The organism is Micromonospora sp. NBC_00617, from assembly GCF_045161355.1.
Lineage (GTDB): Bacteria > Actinomycetota > Actinomycetes > Mycobacteriales > Micromonosporaceae > Micromonospora.
Map to the genome: position 1 here is coordinate 6,983,016 of NZ_CP107751.1, position 23,851 is coordinate 7,006,866.

The 23,851-nt window shown below is 72.3% G+C and carries 16 protein-coding genes; 12 read left to right on the top strand and 4 right to left on the bottom strand.

The features are described 5' to 3' along the window. Positions 1-7: 7 nt before the first annotated feature. Positions 8-805 carry a DUF3105 domain-containing protein gene (locus OG505_RS32510; RefSeq protein ID WP_405429819.1) on the bottom strand — a complete coding sequence of 266 codons (798 nt, stop codon included), beginning with the start codon at positions 803-805 and terminating at the stop codon, positions 8-10. Between the two features lie 97 nt (positions 806-902). Here OG505_RS32510 and argS point away from each other — a divergent pair, with 97 nt between their 5' ends. The 10 genes from argS to OG505_RS32560 all read left to right on the top strand — a co-directional run bounded on the left by argS (position 903) and on the right by OG505_RS32560 (position 19,337). Beyond that, entirely contained in the window at positions 903-2,576 is a 1,674-nt protein-coding gene (gene argS / locus OG505_RS32515) for an arginine--tRNA ligase (RefSeq protein ID WP_405429820.1), read from the top strand. A 4-nt stretch (positions 2,577-2,580) separates the two neighbouring features. Beyond that, on the top strand, positions 2,581-3,966 hold the full coding sequence (gene lysA, locus OG505_RS32520) for a diaminopimelate decarboxylase (RefSeq protein WP_405429822.1): 1,386 nt from the start codon (positions 2,581-2,583) through the stop codon (positions 3,964-3,966). An 8-nt stretch (positions 3,967-3,974) separates the two neighbouring features. Next, positions 3,975-5,285, top strand: coding sequence for a homoserine dehydrogenase (locus tag OG505_RS32525; protein ID WP_405434856.1), 1,311 nt, complete (start codon positions 3,975-3,977; stop codon positions 5,283-5,285). A gap of 135 nt (positions 5,286-5,420) precedes the next feature. Beyond that, the gene (gene thrC / locus OG505_RS32530; protein ID WP_405429823.1) at positions 5,421-6,470 is read left to right on the top strand and encodes a threonine synthase; all 1,050 of its coding nucleotides are present in this window, start codon (positions 5,421-5,423) and stop codon (positions 6,468-6,470) included. A 118-nt stretch (positions 6,471-6,588) separates the two neighbouring features. Continuing rightward, entirely contained in the window at positions 6,589-9,882 is a 3,294-nt protein-coding gene (locus tag OG505_RS32535; protein ID WP_405429825.1) for an efflux RND transporter permease subunit, read from the top strand. Positions 9,883-10,042: 160 nt separating this feature from the next. Next, complete coding sequence (locus OG505_RS32540; protein WP_405429827.1) at positions 10,043-10,858, top strand: polysaccharide deacetylase family protein; 816 nt, start codon at positions 10,043-10,045, stop codon at positions 10,856-10,858. An 11-nt stretch (positions 10,859-10,869) separates the two neighbouring features. Then, positions 10,870-12,114 carry an MFS transporter gene (locus tag OG505_RS32545; protein ID WP_405429829.1) on the top strand — a complete coding sequence of 415 codons (1,245 nt, stop codon included), beginning with the start codon at positions 10,870-10,872 and terminating at the stop codon, positions 12,112-12,114. 65 nt (positions 12,115-12,179) lie between these two features. Next, on the top strand, positions 12,180-13,124 hold the full coding sequence (gene thrB / locus OG505_RS32550; RefSeq protein ID WP_405429830.1) for a homoserine kinase: 945 nt from the start codon (positions 12,180-12,182) through the stop codon (positions 13,122-13,124). Positions 13,125-13,420: 296 nt separating this feature from the next. Next, positions 13,421-15,544: a transcription termination factor Rho gene (gene rho, locus OG505_RS32555; RefSeq protein WP_405429832.1), complete on the top strand. Its 2,124-nt coding sequence runs from the start codon at positions 13,421-13,423 to the stop codon at positions 15,542-15,544. Positions 15,545-15,833: 289 nt separating this feature from the next. Continuing rightward, on the top strand, positions 15,834-19,337 hold the full coding sequence (locus OG505_RS32560) for a phosphodiester glycosidase family protein (protein ID WP_405429833.1): 3,504 nt from the start codon (positions 15,834-15,836) through the stop codon (positions 19,335-19,337). A gap of 180 nt (positions 19,338-19,517) precedes the next feature. Here the strand turns inward: OG505_RS32560 and OG505_RS32565 are convergent, their stop codons facing one another. Continuing rightward, a complete protein-coding gene (locus OG505_RS32565; RefSeq protein WP_405429834.1) occupies positions 19,518-19,655 on the bottom strand; it encodes a hypothetical protein in 138 nt (45 codons plus the stop codon). Next, complete coding sequence (locus OG505_RS32570) at positions 19,652-20,413, bottom strand: AAA family ATPase (RefSeq protein ID WP_405429836.1); 762 nt, start codon at positions 20,411-20,413, stop codon at positions 19,652-19,654. The genes OG505_RS32565 and OG505_RS32570 overlap by 4 nt, the downstream gene beginning before the upstream one ends. A 275-nt stretch (positions 20,414-20,688) precedes the next feature. Between OG505_RS32570 and rpmE the strand changes: the two genes are divergently transcribed. Both rpmE and prfA read left to right on the top strand, forming a co-directional pair. Next, complete coding sequence (rpmE, locus tag OG505_RS32575) at positions 20,689-20,913, top strand: 50S ribosomal protein L31 (protein WP_007464546.1); 225 nt, start codon at positions 20,689-20,691, stop codon at positions 20,911-20,913. A gap of 114 nt (positions 20,914-21,027) precedes the next feature. Then, positions 21,028-22,116 (top strand): peptide chain release factor 1, encoded by a 1,089-nt coding sequence (gene prfA, locus OG505_RS32580; protein ID WP_405429837.1) that lies wholly within the window; start codon positions 21,028-21,030, stop codon positions 22,114-22,116. 138 nt (positions 22,117-22,254) lie between these two features. On the opposite strand, the gene OG505_RS32585 is transcribed toward prfA, so the two are convergent. Continuing rightward, positions 22,255-23,802, bottom strand: coding sequence for a diguanylate cyclase domain-containing protein (locus OG505_RS32585; protein ID WP_405429839.1), 1,548 nt, complete (start codon positions 23,800-23,802; stop codon positions 22,255-22,257). Positions 23,803-23,851 lie beyond the last annotated feature (49 nt).

Consider the following 23,851-nt stretch of genomic DNA (forward strand, 5'->3'; position numbering starts at 1 on the left):
GCAGTCCTTACTGGGTCGGCTGCTGCTGAAGTTCACGCGGCGTGGTGCCGGTGGCGGTGATACCCGTGTTGCACAGCGCGGTCGGGCCCTCGACGGAGGCGTTCACCCGCAGGTCCTTGATGAACTCGTCGATCCGCTTGTCGTCGGCGTTGTCGACCTTGAGCTGGTAGCCCCAGGCCTGCAGCGAGATCGGCTTGTCCAGGCCCTCGTACGGGCTCAGCAGCATCTTCTCGACGCCGCGCACCTTGCCGGCGAGCTTGTCGACCTGGTCCTGGGGCAGGTCCGGGCGGTAGGTGATCCACACCGCGCCGTGCTCCAGGCTGTGCACCGCGTGCTCGCTGGCGATCGGGGCGTCGTAGACGTCACCCATGCAGTTCTGCCAGGCCGCGTTGTGCACCCCGCCCACGGGCGGCGAGTACTTGTAGGTCAGCGGGCCGGACTTGTGCGCCTCGTACTTCAGGCTCTCCGGATCGGTCTTGCGGTAGTTGACGATGCCGTCGATGGCGTTGGCCCGCTTGTCCCACGGCTTGGAGCCCTGGAACGACGCCCACGCGCCATAGCCGATGATGCCTGCGGCCAGCACGCCCACGGCCACGAAGAGCGCGATCGGGCCCCAGGCCCGGCCCTGGCTCACCTTGACCGGGGTGACCGGCTTGCGGGGGCCCTTGCCGCCTGCCCGTGGCGTGCCGGCCGGCTTGCCTGTGCCGGCCTTGGCGCCGGACGCCGGCCGGCCCGCAGCCGGCTTCTTGCCGGTGCTGACCACGGTCGGGCGGCGCTCAGGGCCGCCCGGGGTGCTGATGCTCATCGTGCCTCGTCAGGTCGGTCGGTCAGGGGAGTGGCGGGCCGGATGACGCGCAGGGTTGCCGCCGAGTGGTCGAGTCTACCCCCGATAACATGGTTGAGTGACTCCTGCAGAACTCGCCTCGGTCGTCCTCACCGCCGCCCACGCCGTCTTCACCGACCGTGGTCTGGATCACGCCGCGCTGCCGGAGCGCACGGTGGTGGAGCGACCGCGCAACCCCGAGCACGGCGACTACGCCTCCACTCTCGCTCTGCAGTTGAGCAAGAAGGTGGGCGTCCCGCCGCGCGAGCTGGCCACCGCTCTGGCCGACGAGCTGGGCCGGGCGCCGGGAATCAAGTCGGTGGAGATCGCCGGCCCGGGCTTTCTGAACATCCGGCTGGACGCCGCCGCCGCCGGCCAGCTCGCCCGCCTGATCGTCGAGGCCGGCGCGGAGTACGGCTGCAGCGACCGGCTCGCCGGCGAGAAGATCAACCTTGAGTTCGTCTCGGCGAACCCGACCGGCCCGGTGCACATCGGCGGGGTCCGCTGGGCGGCCGTCGGCGACGCGCTGAGCCGGCTGCTGCGGGCCACCGGCGCCGAGGTGGGCACGGAGTACTACTTCAACGACGCCGGTTCGCAGATCGACCGGTTCGCCCGCTCGCTGCTCGCCGCCGCCAAGGGCGAGCCCGCGCCGGAGGACGGCTACGGCGGCGCGTACATCGCCGAGATCGCCGCCGAGGTGCAGGCCCGCCGGCCCGACGTGCTCAACCTCGACGACGCCGCCGCCCAGGAGGTGTTCCGGGTCGAGGGCGTCGCGCTGATGTTCGACGAGATCCGCTCCTCGCTGCGCGACTTCGGGGTGGAGTTCGACACCTACTTCAACGAGAAGGACCTGCACGACCGGGGCGAACTGGACCTCGCGCTGACCCGGCTGCGCGAGCAGGGCCGGGTCTACGAGTCCGAGGGCGCGACCTGGCTGCGCACCACCGACTTTGGTGACGACAAGGACCGGGTGCTGCGCAAGTCCAACGGCGAGTGGACGTACTTCGCCGCGGACTGCGCCTACTACCTCGACAAGCGCGAGCGCGGCTTCGAGCGGGTCGTGATCATGTTGGGCGCCGACCACCACGGCTACCTCGGCCGGATGAAGGCGATGGCCGCCTGCTTCGGTGACGACCCGGAGCGCAACCTGGAGATCCTCATCGGGCAGCTGGTCAACCTGGTTCGCGACGGCGCACCGATGCGGATGAGCAAGCGGGCCGGCACTGTCATCACCCTGGAGGACCTGGTCGACGCGATCGGCGTGGACGCCTCCCGGTACGCGCTGGCCCGCTACTCCAGCGACTCCCCGATCGACATCGACATCGAGCTGTGGACGCGGGCGAGCCGCGACAACCCCGTCTATTACGTGCAGTACGTGGCTGCCCGGACGGCCAGCGCGGCCCGCCAGGCAGCCCAGGTCGGGCTCACCCGCGGCGACGGCGCGGCGTTCCGCCCCGACCTGCTCGACCACGAGAAGGAGAACGAGCTGCTCAAGGCGCTCGCCGAGTTTCCCGCCGTGGTCGCCTCGGCGGCAGAGCTGCGGGAACCGCACCGGGTCGCGCGCTACCTTGAGGAGCGCGTGTCGCAGGCGTACCACCGGTTCTACGACGAGCCGTCCTGCCGGATCCTGCCGCGCGGCGACGAGCCCGTCACCGACGCCAACCGGGCCCGACTCTGGCTCAACGACGCCACCCGCACGGTGATCGCCAACGGGCTGCACCTGCTCGGCGTCTCCGCCCCGGAGAGGATGTAGCACGATGCGCGCTCATGAGGCTGGTGCGCTGCACGCGGACATCAGCAACCAGGGGCCGGCCTGGCTGCGTACCCCGGTCGACGTCAACGCCCTCGTGCCGACGCTGTGGCCGCGCAGCGTGACGCGCGGCGCGGACGGTGCGGTCGCCGTCGCGGGCCTGAGCGTCCGCGACATCGCGGCCGAGTTCGGCACCCCGGTGTACGTCCTCGACGAGGCCGACCTGCGTTCGCGCTGCCGTGACTTCCGGGCGGCCTTCCCGACCGAGGACGTCTTCTACGCGGGCAAGGCGTTCCTCTGCCGGGCGGTGGTCCGGATCATCGCCGAGGAGGGGCTGCACCTCGACGTCTGCACCGGAGGTGAGCTGGCCACCGCGCTCTCGGCCGGCATGCCGCCGGAACGGATCGGCTTCCACGGCAACAACAAGTCCGTCGCCGAGCTGACCCGGGCGCTGGATGCCGGGGTGGGACGGATCATCGTCGACTCGTTCACCGAGATCGACCGGCTCACCGCGTTGGCCCGCGAGCGGGGGGTCCGGCCCCGGGTGCTGGTCCGGGTCACGGTGGGCGTCGAGGCGCACACCCACGAGTTCATCGCCACCGCCCACGAGGACCAGAAGTTCGGCTTCTCGCTGGCCGGCGGGGCCGCCGCTGCGGCCGCCTTCAAGATCCTCGACGAGGGTGTGCTGGAGCTGCGCGGCCTGCACTCGCACATCGGCTCGCAGATCTTCGACGCCAGCGGCTTCGAGGTCTCGGCCCGCCGGGTGCTCGCCCTGCAGGCGCAGATCCGCGACGCGCGTGGGGTGGAGCTGCCCGAGCTGGACCTGGGCGGTGGGTTCGGCATCGCGTACACCACGCAGGACGACCCGGCCACCCCACAGGACCTGGCCAAGCGGCTGCGCAAGATCGTCGACTCGGAGTGCGCGGCGGAGAACCTGGCGGTGCCGCACCTGTCGATCGAGCCGGGACGGGCCATCGTCGGTCCGGCCGTGTTCACCCTCTACCAGGTCGGCACGGTCAAGGACCTCGACGGCATCCGCACGTACGTCAGCGTCGACGGCGGGATGAGCGACAACATCCGCACGGCGCTCTACGACGCGTCCTACTCGGCGACGCTGGCCTCCCGGGCGTCGGGCGCCCAGCCGTTGCTCGCCCGCGTGGTGGGAAAGCACTGTGAGTCCGGGGACATCGTGGTGAAGGATGAATTCCTGCCCGCCGACGTGCAGCCCGGAGATCTTGTCGCGGTGCCCGGCACCGGCGCCTACTGCCGGAGCATGGCCAGCAACTACAACCACGTGCCCCGACCGCCGGTCGTGGCGGTGCGTGACGGCCAGGCGCGTCTGATCGTCCGGCGGGAGACCGAAGACGATCTGCTGGCATTGGATGTGGGATGACGTCACCTGTGCGCTTGGCGCTGCTCGGCTGCGGCACGGTCGGCCAGGAGGTGGTCCGGCTGCTGCACGAGCAGTCGGCCGACCTGGCCGCCCGCATCGGCGCTCCACTGGAGATCGCCGGCATCGCCGTCCGCCGGCTCGGCCGCGACCGCGGTGACCTTCCGGTCGACGAGGCCCTGTTCACCACCGACGCGCTCGGCCTGATCAAACGGGACGACGTCGACGTGGTGATCGAGGTGGTCGGCGGCATCGACCCGGCCCGGGGCTGGCTGGTCGAGGCGCTGCGCGCCGGCAAGAGCGTGGTCACCGCCAACAAGGCGCTGCTCGCCGAGGACGGGGTGGCCCTGCACGAGGCGGCGGCCGAGGGCGGTGGCGACCTCTACTACGAGGCGTCGGTTGCCAGCGCGATCCCGCTGCTGCGCCCGCTGCGCGAGTCGCTGCACGGCGATCGGATCAACCGGGTCACCGGCATCGTCAACGGCACCACCAACTTCATCCTCTCCGCGATGGACGCGACCGGCGCCGGGTTCGCGGAGGCCCTGGACCAGGCCACCGCGCTGGGGTACGCGGAGGCCGACCCGACCGCCGACGTCGAGGGCTTCGACGCGGCGGCGAAGGCGGCCATCCTCGCCTCGCTGGCGTTCCACACCCGGGTCGGCGCCGCCGACGTGCACCGCGAGGGCATCACCGAGGTGACCGCCGCGGACATGGCCAGCGCCCAGGCGATGGGCTGCACGATCAAGCTGCTCTGCATCGCGGCGCGGGGCGTCGACGCGGCCGGTCAGGAGACGGTCAGTGTCCGCGTCCACCCGGCGCTGATTCCGCGCAGCCACCCGCTGGCCAGCGTCGGCGACGCGTTCAACGCGGTCTTCGTCGAGGCGGACGCGGCCGGGCAACTGATGTTCTACGGCCGGGGCGCGGGTGGCGCGCCGACCGCCAGCGCTGTGCTCGGCGACGTGGTGGCGGTGTCCCGCAACCGGCTCGCCGGGGTGCGCGCGGCCAGCGAAAGCGCGTACGCGGCCCTGGCGGTGCGGCCGATGGGCGAGGCGCTGACCCGCTACCACGTGAGCCTGGACGTGGCCGACCGCCCGGGTGTGCTGGCCGCGGTGGCGGGCGTGTTCGCCCGGCACGACGTGTCGATCGCGACCGTCCGACAGGGCTCGGCGAGCGGCATGCCCGGCCGGGACGGCGACGCCGAGCTGGTCATCGTCACCCACGTGGCGCCGGACGCCGCGCTCGCCGCGACAGTGGTCGAGCTGCGCGGCCTGGACATCGTCCGGTCGGTGACGAGTGTGCTGCGGGTCGAGGGCGGCGCCTGAGTCGTTGAACCACCGGGGCGGCCCGCCCGTCCCGCCAGGTGGGTAACCCGGGGTGTGCCATCGACGGCTGCGGCAGCGTGGTCCAGGGTGGCCTGATGCTCGGGTCGGTGCAGAGGTAGAGACGAGGAGAGCGACATGTGGCGGGGTCTGATCGAGGCGTACCGGGATCGGCTGCCGGTCACCGCGGCCACGCCGGTCGTCACGTTGCACGAGGGGAACACCCCGCTGCTGCCGGCGCCCGTGCTCTCGGCCCGGCTCGGCTGCGACGTCTACCTGAAGGTGGAGGGCGCCAACCCGACCGGCTCCTTCAAGGACCGGGGGATGACCCTCGCGGTCTCCAAGGCGGTCGAGGCCGGCAACAAGGCGATCATCTGCGCCTCCACCGGCAACACCAGCGCCTCCGCCGCGGCGTACGCGGCCCGGGCCGGGCTGACCTGCGCGGTGCTGGTGCCGCAGGGCAAGATCGCGCTCGGCAAGCTGGCCCAGGCGCTGGTGCACGGGGCGAAGCTGCTCCAGGTCAGTGGCAACTTCGACGACTGCCTCGCGCTCGCCGCCAAGCTGGCCCAGGATCACCCGGTCGCGCTGGTCAACTCGGTCAACATCGACCGGCTGCACGGCCAGAAGACCGCCGCCTTCGAGATCGTCGAGGCGCTCGGCGACGCCCCCGACATCCACTGCCTGCCCGTCGGTAACGCCGGCAACATCTCCGCGTACTGGATGGGATATTCGGAGGAGCACGCCGCCGGCACCACCACGCGGGCGCCGAAGATGTACGGCTTCCAGGCGTCCGGGGCGGCGCCGATCGTGACCGGCCAGGTGGTGCCCGAGCCGTCGACGATTGCCACCGCCATCCGGATCGGCAACCCGGCGAGCTGGACCAAGGCGCTCGACGCCCGGGACGCCTCCGGTGGTCTGATCGCGGCGGTGACCGACCGGGAGATCCTGTCGGCGTACCGGCTGCTCGCCCGCGAGGTGGGGGTCTTCGTCGAGCTGGGCAGCGCGGCCAGCGTGGCCGGCCTGCTCCAGCAGGCTGCGGCGGGCGCGGTTCCGGCCGGCTCGACGGTGGTCTGCACGGTGACCGGTCACGGCCTGAAGGACCCGGAGTGGGCGATCTCCACCGCGCCCGCCCCGGTGACCATCGGCAACGATCCGATGGCCGCGGCCCGCGCTCTCGACCTGGCCTGAGAGCGGTACAACCCACCGGCGGTGGGCCGCCCTGGGGGCGGCGGGGGTCCAGGTGATCGAGTCCGGCACACTTTCACCTATCCCCGCCCGCATTTTCTTCCAGGAGTGAGCCAGGCCGATGTCGCTGCTCGCCAGATTCAGCCTCGCCAACCGAGGGCTGGTCGCCCTCATCGCGGTGGTGATTACGGCGTTCGGAGCGTTCGCCGTGCCGTCGCTGAAGCAGCAACTGCTGCCGTCGCTCGAGTTCCCGGCCGCGTTCATCGTGGCGCCCTACCCCGGTGCCGGTCCCGAGATCGTCGAGTCGCAGGTGACCGAGCCGATCGAGAACGCCCTGCAGGGCATCCCGGGGCTGGACAAGATCACCTCCACGTCCCGCGAGGGGTCGGCCACGGTCCAGGTGCAGTACGAGTTCGGCACCGACCTGGACGACGTGGTCAACAAGATGCAGACCGCGCTGAGCCGGATCGACGCCCAGCTGCCGGAGAGCGTCGACCCGCAGGTCATCGCGGGGAGCACCGACGACCTGCCGGCGGTGGTGCTGGCCGCGGCCGGCGGCGCCGACGAGCGGGCGCTCGCCGAGAAGCTGCGCGCGACGGTGGTGCCGGAGCTGGAGGGCATCGAGGGAGTCCGCACGGTCGAGGTGACCGGGACCCGCGACGACATCGTGGTGGTCACCCCGGATCCCGAGAAGCTGGCCGCGGCGAAGGTCCAGCCGACCGCGATCGGCGCCGCGTTGAAGACCAACGGCGTGTCGGTGCCGGTCGGTGCGGTGACCGACGGCGGCCTCGCGCTCCCGGTGCAGGTCGGGACGCCGGTCGCCACCCTGGACGACCTGCGCGGCATCATCATCGCGCCCGGCGCGGCCCCGGTTCGTCTCGGTGACGTGGCGACGGTCGAGCAGCAGCTCGCCCCGGCCACCGCGATCACCCGGACCAACGGCAAGGACAGCCTCGGCATCGCCGTCACCGCGGCGCCGGACGGCAACGCGGTGGAGATCTCCCACGAGATCCGGGACCGGCTGGCCGACCTGAAGGACGCCTCCGGCGCGGAGCTGACGGTGGTCTTCGACCAGGCGCCGTTCGTGGAGAAGTCGATCGAATCGTTGACCACCGAGGGCCTGCTGGGTCTGCTGATGGCGGTCATCGTCATCCTGGTCTTCCTGCTGTCGGTGCGCTCGACCGTGGTCACCGCGGTCTCCATCCCGCTCTCCGTGCTGGTGGCGCTGCTCGCCCTGTGGATCGGTGACTACTCGCTCAACCTGCTCACCCTCGGCGCGTTGACCATCGCGGTGGGCCGGGTGGTGGACGACTCGATCGTGGTGTTGGAGAACATCAAACGACACCTGGAGTACGGCGAGGAGAAGCGCCAGGCGATCATCACCGGCGTCCGCGAGGTGGCTGGCGCGGTGACCGCGTCCACCCTCACGACGGTGGCGGTGTTCGCGCCGATCGCGCTGGTCGGCGGGTTCGTCGGGCAGCTCTTCGCGCCGTTCGCGATCACGGTGACGGTGGCGCTGCTCGCCTCGCTGCTCGTCTCGCTGACGGTGATCCCGGTGCTGGCGTACTGGTTCCTCAAGCCGCGCGGCGGCACCGTCGACGACGAGGCGGTGCGCCGCGACGCCGAGGAGAAGGAGCTGCGCAACCCGTTGCAGCGGGCGTACCTGCCGGTGATCGGGTTCGCCACCCGCAAGCGGTCGACCCGCTGGATCACCGTCGGGCTCGGCCTGCTGGTGCTCTTCGGCACCTTCGGGTTGGCGCAGAAGCTGGAGACGAACTTCCTGGACGACTCCGGTCAGGACACGCTCAGCTTCCGGCAGGAGCTGCCGGCGGGCAGCGGCCTGGCGGCCACCGACGCGGCGGCGAAGCAGGTCGAGGGGGTCCTCGGGCGAATCGACGGGGTCGAGACCTACCAGGTGACCGCCGGTGGCGGCGACAACCCGTGGGCGGGCGGCGGAGGCAACAACGTCGCGAGCTGGTCGTTGGCTCTCGACGGCGACACCGACGCCAAGCAGGTACGTGCGGAGTTGCGCCGGGAGTTCGACAAGATCGGCGCCAGCCTGGGTGAGGTCAGCTTCGGCGGTGGCCAGGAGGCCTCGACCAGCCAGCTGGAGGTGATCGTCCAGGCCAGTGACCCGGAGGTGCTGACCCGCGCCGCCGAGGCGGCCCGGACGGCGATGGCCGGTGTCCCGGACGTCGAGGACGTCACCACGAGCCTCGCCGAGCGGGTGCCGAGGGTCGACGTGACAGTCGACCGGGTCGCCGCCGGCCGGGCCGGCCTCACCGAGGCCGCCGTGGGTCAGCTCGTGTCGCAGGCGTTCCGTGGCGCCCCGCTGGGGCAGGTGGCGCTCGACGGCCGCCAGCAGAACGTGGTGCTGCGGCTGAACGCGACCGCCCCGGTGTCGCTGGAGCAGTTGCGGGCCCTTCCGGTCGGGCCGGTGAAGCTGGACGACATCGCGGACGTCACCCAGGCCGAGGGGCCGCAGCAGGTCACGCGGATCGATGGTGAGCGCAGCGTCTCGGTGACCGGCGCCGCGACCGGTTCGAACCTGGGTGCGACCACCAAGGAGTTGCAGAAGCGGCTCGACGGCATCGACGTGCCGGGGGCGAGCTTCGCCATCGGTGGGGTCAGCGCCGATCAGGCGGACGCCTTCGGCGACCTGGGCCTGGCGGTGCTGGCCGCCATCGCGATCGTGTTCCTGATCATGGTGGCCACGTTCCGGAGCCTCACCCAGGCGTTGATCCTGCTGATCTCCATTCCCTTCGCGTCGACCGGCGCGATCGGTCTGCTGCTGGCCACCGGGACGCCGCTGGGAGTGCCGGCGCTGATCGGTGTGCTGATGCTCGTCGGCATCGTGGTGACCAACGCGATCGTGCTGCTCGACCTGATCAACCAGTACCGGGCGCAGGGCATGGGGGTCCGGGAGGCGGTGGTCGAGGGTGGCCGGCGTCGGCTGCGCCCGATCCTGATGACCGCTGTCGCGACGATCTTCGCGCTGCTGCCGATGGCCCTCGGGTTGACCGGCGAGGGCGGCTTCATCTCGCAGCCCCTGGCGGTCGTGGTGATCGGTGGCCTGCTCAGCTCGACGCTGTTGACGCTGATCCTGGTGCCGACGCTCTACACGATGGTGGAGCACACCAAGGAGTCGCTGCGGGAGCGTCGGCGGCGATCCGGTGAGCCGGCGGCGACCGGGCCGACCGGGCCGGAGGGCGTCGAGCCGGACGGCCCGAACCAGGTGGCCGTGCCGACGGGCGCACCGGTGTCGACGCCGGCCGACGGCACGCAGCCGGCGGCGGCACGCCCCGCCCCGTCGGGCGCGCTGGTGGACGGCACGGACCAGTTCGAGGTGCTGCGGCTGCCTCGTAGCCGCACCTCGCCGCTGCCCCCGTCGGAGCCGACCGAGCCGACCGAGTAGTCGGACGACAACCCGTAACGCCCCCGGCAGGCTCGCTTGCCGGGGGCGTTCGGCTGTGCCGCCGCGGACACTCCGATCGGTCGACGGATGGTGCACTTTTCATCTCATCTTGCATACTCCAGGGTGGACATGGTGAGGTGACGGCGAGCGGGGCGGGTGGATGACCGAGAGTGCGCACGGGTGGTCCCGGCGCGATCTGCTGCGCCGGGGGGCTCTCGTGGTGACCGGGGCGGCCGCCGGGGCGGGCGCCACCGATGCCTGGCTCACCCATCGGCGGTTGCCGCTCGCCGGCGGCCCGGCCAGCACCACCGTCGGCAACGGGCCGCAGGACGTCGGCTCCGGCGCGGTGCCGGTCATCTGGTCGGGGCCGACCACGCAGCGGCTGGTCGCGCTCACCTTCGACGACGGGCCAGCGCCACAGTGGACGCCCATGGTGCTGGACACCCTCGCCCAGCACCGGGTGCCCGCGACGTTCTTCCTGGTCGGCGCTCAGGCCAGAAAGCACGCCGACCTCGTGCGCGACAGGCTCGGCGAGCACGAGGTGGGCAACCACAGCTGGGCGCACCGGGACCTCGCCCGGCTGGACGCCGCCGCGGCGTACGACGACCTGCGCCGCAGCCACGACGCGATCGCCGAGGTGACCGGCCGGCCGCCGCGGCTGGTCCGTCCGCCGTACGGCCACCTGGGTGGTGCGGTGCTGCACGCGGCATCGCGGCTGAACTACCGGCTGGTGCTCTGGTCGTTGCAGATGGTGGAGCGGGAGTTTCCCAACGACCCGGCCGGCCACGCCCGGCGGATCGTGGCCGACGTACGGCCGGGGACGATCGTTCTCGGGCACGACGTCGGTGACCGGCGACGTCTGGTCGCGCTGCACGGCCTCCCCGACATGATCGCCGGGCTGCGGGCGCGTGGCTACACCTTCGTCACCGTTTCGGCGCTGCTGGGACCCGCCGTGGTCCCCACACCGACCGGGTAGGGTCCCGCTCCGTGGCGTCCACCCTCGCGGTCCTCACCGGCAATCGGAGCTTTCGCAATCTCTTCCTCGCCGAGCTGGTGGTCTTCGGGGCTGACTGGTTCGTCATGGTGCCGCTGCTGGTGCTGCTGCCGCAGCTGACCGGCAGCGGGGTCTGGGGTGCCCTGGTGCTGGCGGTGGACACCGGCATCGTGGCGCTGCTGTTGCCGTACACCGGCACGATCGCCGACCGCTTCGACCGGCGGAAGATCATGATCGCCGCGAACGTGGCCGCGCTGGCCGGCGTGCTGCTGCTCCTCGGCGTCCGCGACCGCGGTACGGCGTGGCTGGCGCTGGTGGCGATCGGTGCCGTCGCGGTCGCCAAGGCGTTCTACTCGCCGGCCGCCCAGGCCGCGCTCCCCAACGTGTTGGAGCCGCACGAACTGGCCGCCGGTAACGCCGTGGCCGGCTCGGCCTGGGGCACCATGACGGTGGTGGGCGCCTCGCTGGGTGGTGTGCTCAGCTCGGCTGCCGGCCCGTACGCCTGCTTCTGGGTGGCGGCGGTCGGCCTGGCGGTGGCCGCGGGCCTCGCCACCCGGATCCGCCGGCCGTTGCAGGCGGCCCGCGACCCGGAGGTGCCGGCGCAGCGGACCTGGTCGGCGGTCCGCGAGGCGCTCGGCTACATCGGGCACCGGCCGCGGGTGCTGGCGCTGGTCACGGTCAAGTCGGCGGTCGGCCTGGGTAACGGCGTGCTGACCGTGTTTCCGCTGCTCGCCGGCGTTTACGGGGTCGGTTCGCTGGGCGCGGGCCTGCTCTTCGCGGTCCGTGGAGCCGGCGCGCTGGTCGGGCCGATCCTGATGCGGCGGGTGTTGACCAACCGGTCCTGGCTGCTGCCCGGGCTCGCGCTGTCCATGTCGCTCTACGGCCTGTCCTACCTGGGTACGTCGGTGGTGCGCTGGTTCCCGCTGGTGCTGCTGCTGGTCTTCGTGGCCCACTTCGCGGGCGGCAGCAACTGGGTGATGTCGAACTTCGCCCTTCAGGGCGAGGTGCCGGACCGGCTGCGCGGGCGGGTCTTCGCCACCGACATGATGCTCGCGACGCTGGCCATCTCGGTGAGTCAACTGGCGGTGGCCCTGGTGGTGGACGTGGTGGACGAACGCGTGGTGCTGGCCGGCTGCGGACTGGTCACCCTCGTGTACGCGGTCGGCTGGTGGATCGCCACCCGCCGGCTGTCGCTGACCGACCCGGTCGCCGAGCCGATCGGAGACCCGGTCGGTTGAAACCCGGCGGTCCCATGGTGCGGGCGCCGGACCGGATCGTCGGTGTCGGGCCCTAGCATGAGCGCGTGCCGACGAACTTCACCGCCGGGCCGGTCCGGGTCCGGGTCCCCGCGACCAGTGCCAACCTCGGTCCGGGCTTCGACGCGCTGGGGCTCGCCCTCGGGCTCTACGACGACCTGGCCGCCGAGGTCGCGTCCGCCGGGGTCCGGGTGACGGTCACCGGCCAGGGCGCCGGTGAGCTGCCGGCCGACGATCGGCACCTGGTGGTGCGGGCCATGCGTGCCGCCTTTGACGTTCTCGGCGGGCAGCCCGCGGGCCTGAGCGTCGAGTGCGTCAATCGGATCCCGCAGGCGCGGGGCCTGGGCTCGTCGTCGGCCGCCATCGTCGCCGGGGTGCTGCTGGCCCGTGCCCTGGTGGCCGACGGCGAGCACCGGCTGGACGAGCCCGGCGTGCTCCGGCTGGCCGCTGAGATCGAGGGCCATCCCGACAATGTCGCCCCGTGTCTGCTCGGCGGTTTCACGGTGGCCTGGTCCGAGCCGGGCGGCGCTCGCGCGGTGTCCCTGCCGGTCGCGTCCGGCGTACGACCCACGGTTTTCGTGCCGGCCGAGCGTGGCCTGACCGCGACCGCGCGGGCGGCGCTGCCGGCCACCGTGCCCCACGCCGACGCCGCGTTGACCGCCGGGCGGGCGGCGCTGCTGGTGCACGCGCTCACCACCGACCCGGCGCTGTTGCTGCCGGCCACCGTCGACCGCCTCCACCAGGATTACCGGGCACCCGGGATGCCGGGCACATCGGCCCTGGTCAGCGAGTTGCGAGCGGCGGGTGTGGCGGCTGTGGTCAGTGGGGCCGGGCCGAGCGTGCTGGCGCTCAGCGCGCCGCCGCCGAGCCTCGACGCGGGAACAGACTGGCAGATCTGGCAGTTACCGATAGACGTCAGCGGTGCCCGGGTCGCCCGGGGTAGACTTGGACACGCCGAGCGGGACCCTGTTGCCGCAGGTCGGAAGAGTTGATTACGCTCTAGACCTAGCACAGCCGCGAAGCACGCGATCTCCTGCGGGGCGGCGCACCCCCGAAGCTTTCGGCGGTCAGCCCGTCACCCCCTGCCAAGGCCCACGCCGCACCGCAGTTTCCACAGGTCGCCGCAGGCGGCGAGACCTGCTCACCGACGTTTGGTGAGTCGGGAAACCACCGGCTGCTGTGTCACAGACTCCCGCGACGCGTCCTTGCGAGGCGGGTGCACCGAGGCCGCCCGGCCACCTGAGCTCCGACTCCGGGCAGTCCCGGCCTTATCGAGGGAAGGAATCCATTGAGCGACACCACCGACGTGACGTCGGATGTTTCCAACGTCGCTGGCGATGCCACCGCTGCCGCTCCCGCCCGTCGTCGGCGCAGCGGCACCGGTCTGTCGGCGATGCTGCTGCCAGAGCTGCAGAGCCTGGCTGCGTCGCTCGGCATCTCCGGCACGGCTCGCATGCGCAAGGGTGAGCTGATCGCCGCGATCTCCGAGCGGCAGGGCGGCAACGCCGCCGGGACCCCTCGACCGCGAGCCGAGGTCGCGGCTGCGGCCGCTCCGGCCCGTGAGGAGGTGCGGGAGACCGTGGATCGCCCGGCGGCCGAGAGCCGCAGCACCGACCAGACGCCGGCCGAGCCGGCTACCGCGACCGAGGGCCGTGGCCGTACCCGGCGCAGCCGGACCGCCCCGGCCGAGTCCCGTACCGCCGAGGCCGGCACCTCCGAGCCGCGCGCCGCGGAGGCGCGTTCCTCCGAGGGCCGTCCCTCTGAGGGCCGTCCCTCTGAGGCCCGCACCGACGAGGTGGAGGCCGGCGAGCGGTCCGACCGTGGCGAGAACCGCCGCGACCGCGCCGAGCGCAACGACCGCGCTGAGCGTGCCGACCGTGGTGAGCGTGCCGACCGTGGTGAGCGGGCCGAGCGTGCCGAGCGCAACGATCGGGGCGAGCGTGCCGACCGTGGTGAGCGGGCCGAGCGCAACGACCGGACCGACCGGACCGATCGCGGTGAGCGTGCCGAGCGCAACGATCGCGGTGAGCGTGCCGAGCGGGGCGACCGCAACGATCGGGGCGAGCGCGCCGAGCGGAGCGACCGTTCGGAGCGGGCCGACCGCAACGACCGTGGTCAGCGTGTCGAGCGGGACAACGAGGACGACGACGGCGAGGGCGGCGGTCGGCGTGGCCGGCGCAGCCGCTTTCGGGACCGTCGGCGCGGCCGTGGCGAGCGGGCGGAGACCGGTGGTGACACCGGTGGCCGTGAGCCGCAGGTCGGCGAGGACGACGTGCTCGTCCCCGTGGCCGGCATCATCGACGTGCTCGACAACTACGCCTTCGTTCGGACGACCGGTTACCTGGCCGGCCCGAACGACGTGTACGTCTCGATGTCCCAGATCAAGAAGTACGGTCTGCGCCGCGGTGACGCGATCACCGGCGCGGTGCGTGCGGCCCGCGAGGGTGGCAACACCGGTGACCAGCGGCGGGACAAGTACAACCCGCTGATGCGGCTGGACACGATCAACGGGATGGAGCCGGAGGAGGCACGGCGGCGGCCAGAGTTCTACAAGCTCACGCCGCTCTACCCGCAGGAGCGCCTGCGGCTGGAGACCGAGCCGCACATCCTGACCACCCGGGTCATCGACCTGGTCATGCCGATCGGCAAGGGCCAGCGGGCGCTCATCCAGTCGCCGCCGAAGGCGGGTAAGACGATGGTGCTCCAGGCGATCGCGAACGCGATCACCCGGAACAACCCGGAGTGCCACCTCATGGTGGTGCTGGTCGACGAGCGGCCCGAAGAGGTCACCGACATGCAGCGGTCGATCAAGGGCGAGGTCATCGCGGCCACGTTCGACCGTCCGCCGCAGGACCACACGACGGTGGCGGAGCTGGCGATCGAGCGGGCCAAGCGCCTGGTCGAGCTGGGCCACGACGTCGTCGTGCTGCTCGACTCGGTGACCCGGCTCGGTCGGTCGTACAACCTGGCGGCGCCGGCCAGCGGCCGGATCATGTCGGGTGGTATCGACTCCACCGCGCTCTACCCGCCGAAGCGCTTCCTCGGCGCGGCCCGCAACATCGAGAACGGCGGGTCGCTGACCATCATCGCCACGGCGCTGGTGGAGACCGGGTCCATGGCGGACACGGTCATCTTCGAGGAGTTCAAGGGCACCGGCAACGCCGAGTTGAAGCTGGACCGGAAGATCGCTGACAAGCGCACCTTCCCGGCCATCGACATCAACCCGTCCGGCACCCGTAAGGAAGAGGTCCTGCTCGCGCCCGAGGAGCTGGCCATCATCCACAAGCTCCGGAAGGTGCTGCACTCGCTGGACTCGCAGGCGGCGATGGACCTCCTGCTGGACCGGCTCAAGCAGTCCCGCACCAACATCGAGTTCCTGATGCAGATCGCGAAGTCGACGCCGGGGGAGTAACCATTCCCGGTTGACCGACGACGAAGGGGCACGGCCATCGCGGCCGTGCCCCTTAGTCGTGCCCGCCCACCGTCCTTTGCTCTGCTTCAACCGGCGCAACACTTCGGGGCGCTTTGTGTTGCGTCCGTTGAAGCAGAGCAAAGGGGAACGAGAGGTTTGCGGCCGGCCCTGCTCGCACGCCACCAGAGGGGGTTCGGCGGGGGCCAGGAGTCGGGGGTTGGCGGAATTTTCCTTCGGTTCAGTCGACAGGTCTTGAAACTTCTATTCATTGCCGGGTTGACTGTCGTCCATGCGTACCCGCAGACGATCCGCCCGTCGCACCGGTGTCCTGCTGCTGACGCCGCTGCTCGCCCTGGCCGTGTCGCCGCCGGCCACCGCCGCGCCGCCGGCGCCGTCCGGGGCCGCCCGGCCGGTGGCGTCGCCGCCCGCGCTCCCGGCCACCGCCGTCGAGGACGCGCCGGCCGCGTCGTCCCACCCGGCCGACTCGGTAAGCCTCGCCGCCGACCCGGCCGCGACCGCCGCGGCTGCCGCCGCTGGCGGGCTGGAGCCGGCCGGCGGCCTGGAGACCACGAAGGCAAGCCGTCCGGTCGCGCCGGGCGTGCAGCTCACCTCCTTCGACAGGTACGACGCCGATGGCTGGCTGCGCGCCGACGCGCTCACCACCGACCTCGCCGGCGGGTCCACGGTCGACTACGTCAACTCGGGTGCGGTCAGCCGGGCCGAGCCGCTGCGCAAGGCGGTGGACGACACGCGGGCGGTCGCCGCGGTCAACGGCGACTTCTTCGACATCAACAACTCGGGGGCCGCGCAGGGCGTCGGCATCCGCGACGGCGAGCTGATTCAGTCGGCGGTCGGCGGTCACCGCAACGCCGTGGCGGTCACCGCCACCGGAATCGGTCGGGTGGTCGAGGTGAACTTCGACGGCAGCGCCGCCCTGCCCACCGGGCCGGTGGCGTTGACCCAGTTCAACAACATGGTGCAGGCCGACGGCATCGGCGCGTTCACCGAGCTGTGGGGGACGTACTCCCGGCAGCGGGCCGTGGAGGGCGCGGCCCGGGTGGTCGAGGTGACCGTGACCGGCGGCCGGGTGGCCGCGGTCGCCGGTGTGGCCGGCAGCGGCCCGGTCGTCGCCGGCACCACGGTGCTGCTCGGCCGCGACGCTGGCGCGGACGCACTGGCCGGGCTGCACGTCGGTGACCCGGTCTCGGTGACCTGGCGACCGAAGTCGTCCGACGGGAGCGCCCTGCGCGCGGCGGTCGGAGGCGGCAACGTCCTGGTCCGCGACGGCGTCGTGCAGAGCATCGCCGATGCGACCCTCGCCCCGCGTACGGCTGTCGGGTTCAGCGCCGACGGCCGAAAGATGATCATGCTGACGGTGGACGGTCGGCAGGTCGACAGCCGCGGCGTGACGCAGACCGAGATGGGCCGGATGATAGCCGAGCTGGGCGCCCGGGACGCGCTCAACCTCGACGGTGGCGGATCGTCCACGCTGCTGGCCCGGGAGCCGGGCGCGTCGGCCGTGCAGGTGGAGAACGGCCCCTCCGACGGCAGCGAACGGGCGGTGCCCAACGGCCTGGCCATCTACGCGCCGAACGGCAGCGGCCGGCTCACCGGCTACTGGGTCGAGACGGCCAGCGACCCCACCGCCGCCCCGGGCGTCTCCCCGGTGCGCGGCGGCCGGCCCGACCGGGTCTTTTCCGGGCTGACCCGCACCCTCACCGCGGCCGGCTACGACGAGACGTACGGCCCGGCGGCGGGTGCGCCCACCTGGCGGGCGACCCCGGCGGTACGCGGCCGCGTCGACCGCGACGGGGTCTTCCACGCCGGCACGCCGGGAACCAGCACGGTCACCGTCGCACGAGGGCGGGCGACCGGCTCGCTGGGCCTGACCGTCCTGGGCCCGCTGACCCGGCTCGGCGCCACGGTGCCACGCATCGGGCTGACCGGCCGGGACGGCAACGCCCTGGTCGGAGTGGTCGGCTACGACACCGAGGGCAACACCGCGCCGATCGAGCCGGCGGACCTCACCCTCGACTACGACCGCGACCTGCTGCGGATCACGCCGAACCGGGACGGCAACCTCACCGTCACCGCGCTGCGCGACACCGGCTCCGCCCTGGTGACCGTCCGTGTCGGACGGACGAGCACCGTCCTGCCGGTCACGGTCGGGCTGACCGACGTGCCGGTCGCCGGCTTCGACGACGCGACGTCCTGGCGGTTCAGCCAGGCCCGCGCCAGCGGCTCGGTCGCGCCGGCGCCGGGTCACACCGGCACCGGCCTGAAGATGTCGTACGACTTCAGCCAGTCCACCGGCACCCGGGCCGCGTACGCCGACCCACCCGCCTGGATCGAGGTGCCCGGCCAGCCGCAGGCGTTCGGCATGTGGATCCACGGCAACGGCACCGGGGAGTGGCCGAGCCTGCACCTGCACGACGCGCAGGACACCCAGCACGTGCTGCGCGGCCCGCTGATCACCTGGACCGGCTGGCGGTACGTGGAGTTCGCGGTGCCGGCCGGGGTGCAGTACCCGGTACGGGTGCGCCGCTTCTACGTGGCCGAGACCAACGCCGCCGCGCAGTACCGCAGCGAAGTGATCATCGATGACCTGGTGGCGAAGGTGCCGCCGACAATCGACGTGCCGGCAGTGGCCCCGCGCACCGACCGCGTGGTGGTCCGCGACGGCACGGTGGACCGCGCCCCCTGGAGGTTCGCGGTGCTCTCCGACGCCCAGTTCGTCGCCGCCGACCCGGACAGCGACCTGGTCGCCCAGGCCCGGCGGACGCTGCGCGAGGTGAAGGCCGCCCGGCCGGACTTCCTGCTGATCAACGGTGACTTCGTGGACACGGCCTACCCGGCCGACTTCGCGCTGGCCCGGCGCATCCTCGACGAGGAGCTGGGCGACGCGCTGCCCTGGTACTACGTCCCCGGCAACCACGAGATCATGGGCGCCCCGATCAGCAACTTCGAGGCCGCGTTCGGCGCCACCTCGCGGGTGTTCGACCACGCCGGCACCCGATTCGTCACGCTGAACTCGTCCACCGGGACGCTGCGCGGTGGCGGCTTCGACCAGGTGCGGATGCTGCGCGAGACGCTGGACGCGGCGGCCACCGACCCGCGCGTCGGCTCGGTCGTCGTCCTGCACCACCACCCGGCGCGGGACCCGAGCCCGGCGCAGGCCAGCCAGCTCGGTGACCGCAAGGAGGCGGCGCTGCTGGAGCAGTGGCTGGCCGACTTCCAGCACCGTACCGGCAAGGGCGCGCTGTTCGTGGGCGGGCACGTCGGCACCTTCCACGCCGACCGGGTCGACGGGGTGCCGTATGTGATCAACGGCAACTCGGGCAAGACGCCGTCGACCCCCGCCGACCAGGGCGGCTTCACCGGCTGGACGGAGTTCGGGGTCGACCCGGTCACCCCGGCCGAGGCCGACCGGGCCCGTCGTGACCCGCTCGCCGAGGGGCCACGCTGGGTGGACGCGGAGTTCCACGCGCACACCGACCGGCTCGCGCTGAATGCCCCGGCCAGCGTCGCGGTCGGCGCCCCGGCGACGGTCACCGCCTCGCTTACCCAACCCGGCGGGCGTACGGTCCCGGTGGCCGCACCGGTCAGCGCGGACTGGTCCGCCTCGCCCGGGGTGCACATCGGCTCGGCGACCGGGGTGCGCCCGTGGCACACCGCCCGCTTCGACCCGGCCACCGGCACCCTGACCGCGCTACGCCCCGGCGCCCCCATCCGCCTGATGGTCACCGTCAACGGCGTCGTCGCAAACGCCGCCATCAGGCTAACCGCCCACTGAGTGCAAGGAAGGGCCCCTTCTTATCGCTTTTTGCATAGGAAGGGGCCCTTTTTAACACTCGGGTTCATCCGCGTCCACGCCCGTACGCCGGGGGCGCGGACGGGCCCGCTGGGCGGGGCGGGTGTTAATAGGGGACCCTTGCTCTACCGGAGGCGTTAATAAGGTGCCCTTCCTTACACTTCAGAAGTCGCCGTCGGCTACCTGGAAGACGGTCAGGCCGAGGCCGCGCCACATCTGGACCACCTGGACACGGTCGTCGAAGACGCCGGCCACCCGGTAACGGTCCCGGATCTCCCGGTCGTAGATCTCCCGCTTCACGATCGAGTCCTTCCGGGAGTCGCCGACGGCACGCAGGTGCAGGCCGAGGTAGGGGACCCGGACTTGCCGGCCAGCCACGCCTCGGTGGCCGCCCGCGCGGAGGCGTCCCGCCCGGAGCAGAAGACCACCCCGTACCCGGCCGCGTGCATCGCCCGGACCGCCGCGATCACCGCCGTGTTCGGCTCGTCCTCGCCTACCCGGGTCATGTCGTACGGGCTGCGGGACACGGCCAGCGCGACGGTGCCGTCGATGTCCACCAGGACGATCTCGGGTGGCTCGGTCGACGGCGGGTGCACGACGGCGGGGCGCCCGGTGCGGGCCTGCGGCACCGGCAACGGCAACTCCCGACCCTCCAGGTACCGCTCGTGCAGCCGGCGGATCGCGTCCGCGCCGACCTGGTCGGCGGCCGGCCGGGCGGCGTCGCGGCGCAGGCACTCGTCAAGGGGCACGTCGGTGAAGTCGTGCACCTCGAAGTCCGCGCCGTGCCGGGCGGCCAGCTCGGCCCAGTCGCGCAGCGTCCGCGAGCGCAGGTTGGTGTCGTCCACGCAGACGTCCGCCCGGGCCCGCAGCAACGCCTCGACCTGGGCCCGCTGCACGACGGTCACCTGGGCCTCGGCCCACTGGGTGAAGAGCCGCTCGCCGTGCAGCATCCGGCGCAGGTCGTCCCGGTTCACCCGGACGACGGACGGCTGAAGCGTGCGGGCGAACGTCGTCTTGCCCGAGGCGGGCAGTCCCCGGGTGGCGATCAGGCGGGTCATCGGGGCCCCTCGGGTTCGACGGGTGTACCCCCGGCGGGGCACGCGACGGCGGTTCGTCGGGTGGACGAATGCCCGTCCGGGCGGCGGGAATGCGGACGGGGAGGCATGTGTTGACGATGCCGGACGAGGTGTGCGGCCCGCTTGCCGGGTCGGCTCAGGCCCATGGCACACTGGTCAATCGGCCACCGGTTCCGGTTCACGCCCGAGCCCGTCGCGTACGGCGCGACGAGCGATGACGGCGACCCGGCGACCACCAACGAGAGGACCGAGGCGAGATGAAGGCAAACATCCACCCGGAGTACGTGACCACCGAGGTCAGCTGCTCCTGTGGCAACACGTTCACGACCCGCAGCACCGCCAAGGGCGGGGCGATTCACGTCGAGACCTGCAGCGCCTGCCACCCGTTCTACACCGGTAAGCAGCGCGTTCTCGACACCGCCGGCCGGGTCGCGAAGTTCCAGCAGAAGTACGCCAAGGTTCAGGCCAAGAAGGCCAAGTAACTTCCCGTTCGGCGCCCGCGTCCGGTTTCGCACCGGACGCGGGCGCCGTCCGCGTTCCACCCGGTTTTCGCCTGGCCCGGCCGGCGCCCGCACCCTCGAAGGAGCATCCGCAGCATGAGCAGCGAGCGTCTGGCCGGCCTCCTCGACGAGTACGCGGAGCTGGAGAAGCGGCTGGCCGACCCGGCCATTCACGCCGACCAGGCCACCGCGCGCCGGGTGGGTCGCCGGTATGCCGAGCTGGTGCCGCTGCACAAGGCCGCCGGTGAGCTGGAGCAGGCGCGCGCCGACCTGGCCGCGGCCCGCGAGTTGGCCGCCGAGGATCCCTCGTTCGCGGCCGAGACCGAGGCGATCGCGGCGTCCCTGCCGGTGCTGGAGGAGCGCCTCGCCGAGCTGCTCATCCCGCGTGACCCGCACGACGGCAAGGACGTGATCGTCGAGATCAAGGCTGGCGAGGGCGGCGAGGAGTCGGCGCTGTTCGCCGGGGACCTGCTGCGGATGTACACCCGGTACGCCGAGCGGCACGGCTGGATCACCGAGGTGATCGACGCGCAGGACTCGGATCTCGGCGGCGTCAAGGACGTGTCGCTGTCGATCAAGACGAAGGGCGTGCCCGAGGGTGGGAACGGCGTCTGGTCGCGGCTCAAGTGGGAGGGCGGCGTGCACCGGGTGCAGCGCGTCCCGGTCACCGAGTCGCAGGGCCGGATCCACACCAGCGCGGCCGGGGTGTTGGTGCTGCCCGAGGCCGAGGACGTCGACGTCACCATCGACGCCAACGAGCTGCGCATCGACGTGTTCCGGTCGTCCGGGCCGGGTGGCCAGTCGGTGAACACCACCGACTCGGCGGTGCGGATCACCCACCTGCCGACCGGCATCGTCGTCTCCTGTCAGAACGAGAAGTCCCAGTTGCAGAACCGGGAGCAGGCGATGCGGATCCTGCGGGCCCGGCTGCTCGCCGCCGCGCAGGAGCAGGCCGACGCCGCCGCCTCGGACGCCCGCAAGGCCCAGGTGCGCACCGTGGACCGCTCGGAGCGGATCCGCACGTACAACTTTCCGCAGAACCGGATCACCGACCACCGGATCGGCTACACCGCGTACAACCTGGACCTGGCGCTCGCCGGCGACCTGGACGGGGTGCTGGACGCGCTGGCCGAGGCCGACCGCGCCGCCCGGCTGGCCGGCGACACCGAACTGACGCGCCGCTAACCGCACCCCTGGCAGCCTCCCCGGCCCACGGTCTCCCGTCGATCATGGAGTCCTGGTGGGTCGGTTGTCGCACCGTGAGCCTTTTGTCAGGCACCTCAAGTCCTTGATCGACCCCGAGTCCCGCGATCCCTGAGGGGGTCAGCTTGCGCGGGGGCGGGACTTCGCGCGCAGCATCTCCCGGTCGGCCTGTTCGAAGGCGACGCTGAGCGCGTCGCGCAGCCCGCCGCCGCCGGAGACCTCCGCGAAGCCGATGCTCACCCCGACCGGGGTGCCCGGCACCAGGGACTCCCAGTCCTCGTTGTGGACCGCCGCCTCGATCCGGCGGGCCACCTCGGCGGCCTCGGTCATGCCGGTCTCCGGGAGCACCACCACGAACTCGTCCCCGCCGTAGCGGGCCACGAAGTCACCCCGGCGCATCACCCGGTTGATCACCCCGGCGACGCGTTGCAGCACCAGGTCGCCGGAGTGGTGCCCGTGGCGGGTGTTGACCGCCTTGAAGCCGTCCAGGTCGCAGACGCCGATGACGACCCGCTCGCCCCGGGTGACGACAGCGGTGATGTACCGCTCCAGCCTGCGTCGGTTGGGCAGCCCGGTGAGCGGGTCGGTCAGCGCCTCGCCCTCGTAACGGGCGGCTTCCCGACGCATCTCCTCGTGGTCGATCCGGGCGGCGATGCCGTCGATGTAGACGTCCCGCAGCCGGTCGTTGCGTTGCGCGGCGAGCCGGAACGCCAGCCGGTCCGCCCGGTGCGCCGCCGAGTGGTCGCCGGCGCGGGCCAGCGCGATGCTGCGTAGCCGGGCCGGCTCGGCCGCGCCGAGTGTCTCGGTGGACACCCGGATGGTGTCCAGCCGGGCGACCGCCTCGATGGGCCGACCGTCCGCGACGGCCAGGCAGACCATGCCGAGCTGTCGCATGTCCCGCGCGCGGGCGCTGTCCCCGCCATGGCTGAGCAGGTGGGACGGCTGGGTCTCGCCGGTCGGCTCCAGCGGGTCGCCGAGCGCGGCCTGACGTGCCGCCGAGTATCCGTACGCGGCGAGGCTGCTCGGGCGCAGCCGGCCGGCCCGCCCGCTGCGGACGAACCGGACCAGGTCGGCAGCGACGTCCCGCAGCACCCGCAGGCAGCCGTCGCTGTCCCCGTTGTGGTCCAGGGCCACGGCGTTGCGCAGCCGGATGCCCGGTGCGGCGAACGTCTCCTCCGGGATGCCGGCGGTCAACCCGAGCTGCCGCGCCCGTTCGATCGCGCCCAAGGCGTAGCCGTGGAAGCTGAGGTAGCTGTAGGCCATCGCGAGGTCGTGCCAGCCCCACGCGGTGTCCCGGTCCGGGTCCTCCACGGCACCGAGCGCCCGGGCGGCCTTGACGAGGTGGGTGACGCAGCGGTCCAGCGCGCCCTGATGGTGCGCGGCGAGCGCGGCCAGCGCGTTGAGGTGCCCGTGCAGATAGGGCTCGGCGAGATCGCGAACGGCGGCCGACGCCTCCTCGATGGCCCGGGTGAACTCCGCCGTCCGACCGAGATTGATCAGCGCGGAGAGGCGCTGCACCAGGGCGTCCGCACGGGCCGCCGGGTCGGTGGTGGTGCGGATCACCCGCTCCAGCAACGCGTACGACTCCGCGGAGCGACTTGCTTCTTGCAAAGCCCGCGCCTGCGTGAGGGTGTCAACCTGGTCCTCGACCCGGTCGAGCCAGCCCACCCACAACCTCCTGCCGTGTGCGTCTTGACGCACCCGTTCGTGGCGTCGT